Origin of the sequence: uncultured Gimesia sp., assembly GCF_937919775.1 — a bacterium.
Lineage (GTDB): Bacteria > Planctomycetota > Planctomycetia > Planctomycetales > Planctomycetaceae > Gimesia.
Genome location: NZ_CALFPF010000402.1, coordinates 1 through 5,199 on the forward strand (window position 1 = coordinate 1; position 5,199 = coordinate 5,199).

Genomic DNA, 5,199 nt, shown 5'->3' on the forward strand with positions numbered 1-5,199 from the left:
TACGGAAAAGCTCAATTTGCGATGTTTAGGTATTAACGATCGGCAGTTGTACCCAATTACCGTCTACGAGCTGAGCAATGGCGGCGTTGTCTGCGATAATGCGTCTCATTGCTTCTTTCGTGGTTTCAATTACAAAGAGCAAACGTACTGGTTCATGGATCTCGACCATCTGCAGAGGTAAGCCAGGTCGCAGATCGCTGGACGCTCCATCCATCACACCCAGTAGAGATGTAATATTGTGCGCGAGTTTTGTTCCGCAACCGTAGCCTGTTGAATCGACGTAAGAAAAATAATATTCAAGGTTGATTCCGGCACATACCGGGATCACGGCCTGCAGCAACCGTTCAAGAATTGAGCTGTTTGAGTCATCCTGCGTCGGATCATAGGATGTCAGAAATGCACGACGATCGAGATACAGTCCGCGACTCCACCTTCTGCGGCCTACAAAGCACAGTGAGTTCGTGGCATGACCGTACTCCGGTCGCGTCTGTGAGAGATCTTCAGCACGACCTTCGACATGCCTCAATGCATCGTTCACAGAGAGTAACAGTTCCGCTGATTCAAATCTTCGGCAGCGTTCATGAGCACTGTGGGCTCGAGCCTGGTTGAGATGCTTCTCAGCTTTTTCAAATAATTCACGTTGTGAAATAGGGAGTCGATCCAGATCGTACCAGGTGATACTGTCATCACAGGTGTTATGATAACATCCTGCGAATACAGTATTGTCAGGAATAACCAGACTACGTTCCAAAAGAATGCGTCGCACGCGAGGATCATTTGCCATTTGTGCAAAAGCCCGCGCATTCGGACCGCCGCGACCTCCACCGCATGCTCCACAATCATGGGCAGCTTCGTGTGGATTATTGAGGCTGGCGGAGCCGTGCCCGCAAATGATTACCAGCGGCGAGAACAACTCCGGTTTCGCGAGTCCCAGGGCTCTGAGTCCGCCTTCAACAATATTCGCCATTTCGTCAATGGAATAACCAAGTTGATCGTTATTCGGTCCTGGCTGGGCATTCATTCGTTCCAGACGCAGTTGCGTGATCGGAGGCTCAACAAAACGGTCAAACACACGCCGGATTTGTGCAGTTGTACGTGGGAAAAGAATTCTGGCGACAAGCGGAAAGGCGGCCAGTGAGCCGAGTAGCCCTGTCAACAAGCCTCCGATGAAAGTTCGAGTTCCAATGTGAGCTTGATGCGTTGCCCGGCCTATTCGACGCCGTGTCTCAGCTCGTCGTCGGCTGACTTGTGTGAGAGAATAGAGCGTCTCTTCCTGGACATAATGAACCGGCTTGATATTTACCGGACAGAGCGGCGTGAAGTGTGCATCGGCTGCACCGCGGTAATACATGGCAACGCCGAAAAAACCTGCAATACCGAAGGTTTCACATTCAGGTGCAATTTCTTCCAGATGACGTCTAAAGGATTCTTCGCGTTCGTCAATACAGCAGACAACCTGATATGCAGGATGACGTGTTTTATCAGACTTGGATAGATCGCGTTGTGTGCGATGCCGGGTGGAGTGCACCGCGACAGCGTCGAGAGTTTCATTGCGATATTTTCGCTCAAAAGCCAGATGGTAAATGCGTCGGCGTTCAAGGCTGGAAAACAATTCAATTTCCTGAATGAGAGTTGTCCATTGTTCACAGGAAAGATGCAGAAGATCTTCAGGGCTCCAACCGCGGACCTGCGCAAGCTGGAAGATCGTAAATGCACGCTGACTTGTTTGACATCGCGTGTCTTTGCCAATTTGGTTGAGTATCTCATTTCGAACGGAATCGAGTTGCCCTGAAAAACCGAACGAATTTTGCATTACATATTCGACTGCCAGTCGATCAAGTATCAGGCGCACTGCCAGGAATTCAATGAGACTGTCTGGAGGGGCCGTGTGGGGCATCCATTCGGCATTGGTTTCCATTTGCCAGACCATGCCGGCCCAGCCCCGTAAGGCAAGGAGCGTCTGAGAAAGAAATTCATCACGATCATCTTCGGCCACTCCCAACAAAGAAAGCGACTCTGTAATCGATTCAAACGGACCAATCCCTGAAGAGTCCAGTCGTTGAATTTCACGTCTCAAACCGGAAAGTTCGATCGCCGGTCTGATCATTGATCCGGAATACAGTTGCAGAAATGAATGATAGAATCCTGACTCGCGATCGGGCAATGGCAGGTTACCGAATCCTTGATCGAGAAAGGCCGCACAAAAACGGATCAGCACATCGTGAACGATAAAATCCGTATCTTCGCCAGTGACCTTCAGTAATAGATCTCGATGCCTGAGAAGTTTCTGTGAAAACTTCGTATTAACCTTAGAAATATGTGCACCGTTGTGGCAGACTCGCCATAGGAAATGTAGCACAAATGATTCCCATTTACGGTCGTCCCAAGTTTCAATCCTTTCTTTTCCAAACTGTTCAAACAGGCTGTCCAGGATATGTTTAGCCCTCTGCTCACCCCTGTCGTTTCCATTCAGGAAGTCGCGCATGATCCAGTGGCGTGTCTTTGTAATTGTTTGTTCGCGAATCGCGGGTTCGACTTCCTGGCGAAAATACTGCAAGGCATCGGTTTCCGCTATGAACCAGCGCAATTCAGAAACTGGTCCGGAATGCAGAGGGAACTGCAACATCGCTAATCGGAGAGCATAACGTGTTCCAAATTTCCCGATGAGGATTTCAGCATTGTCACCGAGATCGTCCAGTAAAACTGCTTCAATGTCTGTGACACGAATCCGGTCATGTTCAAACTTTTTTCGGTAACGATCTTCCGAGAGAAACGGATGGCATCCAAAAGTTCGTCCTCCTTCGACTACACCTTTTTCAAATGGCATGTCTTCGAATGCATGCAAAGTATTGTGGTGGACGAAGACTGTAATTGGCCCTTGAGCTGGTAAGAGATGAGCTGCATGCTCAATCATATGACGAAGTTCGGAAAACTTTTCTTCATGAGTCGATTTTGAAGTCTGATTGACAGCGTGAGTATTTGAAGATTCGTTCATTGTTCTTCACAGAAAAAGAGGTCCAGATGTCCGAAATAATCCGTGAAGAGAATTCAGCGGATTAGCGTATTGCCTCTAGCAGGAATGAAGCGAAGATCTGACTCCATTTCAACGTTTGAAATGACCTCAGGAGCTTCAACAGTGGCAGATGCAAAGGTGATAGATCGATGCATCATGACATTGCAAAATCGCGATGGCAAGCGGCCGTGGGTTAACTGAGAAGACAGGAGGCGCGCGAGATCGATCCGGGCTATGATTCACCGGCGGGACAAAAAAGAATATTTCATATAACGAACTCTCTATCGACTTGTCGAGAAAGAAATCGATAGCAACCGTTCCAAAAAGATGAGTCGTTGACTCCCCCTTTTTCAGTTCTTCCTTGGATTCATTCTCTTCAAATTTTCCGAAAGGCTGGTCGACTGGAATTTCCTGGCCATCTTCCCCTGCTATCAGAGACAGCGCTGTTCCAAACAACACCCCCCAAAAGAGAACGAATAAAACAAAGAATTTCATCAAATATCCCAGCAGCATTAATTGTTTTAGCAGCATTTGTCGCCTGAAAAAGTGGTTCAGGAGGGTTCATTAGATTTAATGCTGGCAAAGAAGAATCACGAAGGAGCTTGGCGGTAATATAATGGTTTTAAGGGCTAACGGCAAGTTCGCTTTCAGGAACGCTGCCATGTGCTTTAATGTGCAGATTCCCTGCTTTGGTCTTTAGTCTGTTTTCGCTCTCAACTATAAACCTGTAACAGTTTTGCGAGAGATACCATTGAACTGTGAATTTGACTCGTTTTTCGAGAGAACGCTACTAGAATGAAAACGAGTAAGTGCTTGATAACTAATATGTAACAAAACACATGTGGACTGATGTTTAATTTGCGCGAGTTACATGAATCATAAATAGCAGGAGAAAGAAGATGCAAAAGCTCGTTGACGGGATTCACGAGTTTCAGAGAAACTACTTCAGCCAGGATCAAAAACTATTTGAAACACTGGCTGAAGGCCAAAAACCGCTCGCTTTATTCATTACCTGTTCTGACTCAAGAATCAATCCTAATTATTTGACTCAGACAAAACCAGGTGAGCTATTCATTCAGCGGACTGCTGGAAATATTGTTCCCCCCTATGGAACGGTCCATGGTGGCGAGGCAGCGACGATTGAGTATGCTGTGAGCGCGTTAAAAGTGAAAGACATTATCATTTGCGGCCATTCTCATTGTGGGGCTATGTCTGGTCTGCTTGATCCTGCCCTCATTGAAAAAATGCCTGCTGTCAAAGCTTATTTAGAACACGCCGAATCAACTCGCCGGATCGTTAACGAGAATTATACGCACATTACTGAGGCAGAGAGGCGTCTGGTACTTACCGTTCAGGAAAATGTTCTCGTTCAACTTAAAAACTTAAAAACTCACCCTTCAGTTGCCGCTGCTGTTGGTCGTGGAGAGTTAAAGCTACATGGTTGGGTTTACAAATTTGAAACCGGCGAGGTATTCAATTTTCGGCCGGACGAAGGGCAGTTTCTCCCGATTTAGGACATGGTTCTGGCAGATGCAGAATCAGATCGGACTTTGCCGCCAATCTGAAATCGGTAAATCCGTACCTGATCTGATTACGTTTATTTCGAATGGTAAGCAGTTATATATTGCATGGGCCACTCTATAGATACGACTGTTGTTGTCTGCTCCTCGGAATACAGTTTTAGACTACTAACTTATTCCGCAGGAGACTTCTTCTGCTTTTTGAAGATCATGCTGCTCAATCTGGTAGTTTCGAAAACGAATCGTATAGTTCTCGTCAAACCAGTTTTTGATATGTGGCAGAAATTCCTGGTCAAAATCAGGAGCTGTATAATAGGTCCGCCCGAACTGATGCGCCTGAATTTCTCCATCTTCTACGACAAGCTGGCCATCCTTAAAGACCCAACGAGGACGCTCAAACATTTCCTGGCGGTTTTGTTGAGGTGCATAGATGGTAATATCAGCGTGTGCTCCCACGCCAAGGTGCCCTTTGTCTTTCATGCCCAGAACGCGTGCCGGGGCTGCCCGGGTGATGATGGCGATTTCATACAGCGAGTATTCTCGTTCCAGATCTGCCAGTACGCTTCTTTCGCGAATTTCTTCCGGCATCCGGGACAGAAACTCCTGGCGGAAGCCCTTATCCATCAGCAGGTAAATAATTTCCGGGTAATGATAAAAAGCGCCACC

At 47.1% G+C, this 5,199-nt stretch carries 4 protein-coding genes; 1 reads left to right on the plus strand and 3 read right to left on the minus strand.

The window, feature by feature from the left end; genetic code table 11:
* Positions 1-25: 25 nt before the first annotated feature.
* Both Q0294_RS10990 and Q0294_RS10995 read right to left on the minus strand, forming a co-directional pair.
* The gene (locus Q0294_RS10990) at positions 26-2,995 is read right to left on the minus strand and encodes a DUF2309 domain-containing protein (protein WP_299464786.1); all 2,970 of its coding nucleotides are present in this window, start codon (positions 2,993-2,995) and stop codon (positions 26-28) included.
* A gap of 135 nt (positions 2,996-3,130) precedes the next feature.
* Positions 3,131-3,508 (minus strand): hypothetical protein, encoded by a 378-nt coding sequence (locus Q0294_RS10995; protein ID WP_299464789.1) that lies wholly within the window; start codon positions 3,506-3,508, stop codon positions 3,131-3,133.
* Between the two features lie 404 nt (positions 3,509-3,912).
* Between Q0294_RS10995 and Q0294_RS11000 the strand changes: the two genes are divergently transcribed.
* Entirely contained in the window at positions 3,913-4,527 is a 615-nt protein-coding gene (locus tag Q0294_RS11000; RefSeq protein ID WP_299464792.1) for a carbonic anhydrase, read from the plus strand.
* Positions 4,528-4,701: 174 nt separating this feature from the next.
* Here Q0294_RS11000 and Q0294_RS11005 read toward each other — a convergent pair.
* Positions 4,702-5,199: amidohydrolase family protein (locus Q0294_RS11005; protein ID WP_299464795.1), on the minus strand; the 498-nt coding region annotated here is incomplete at its 5' end.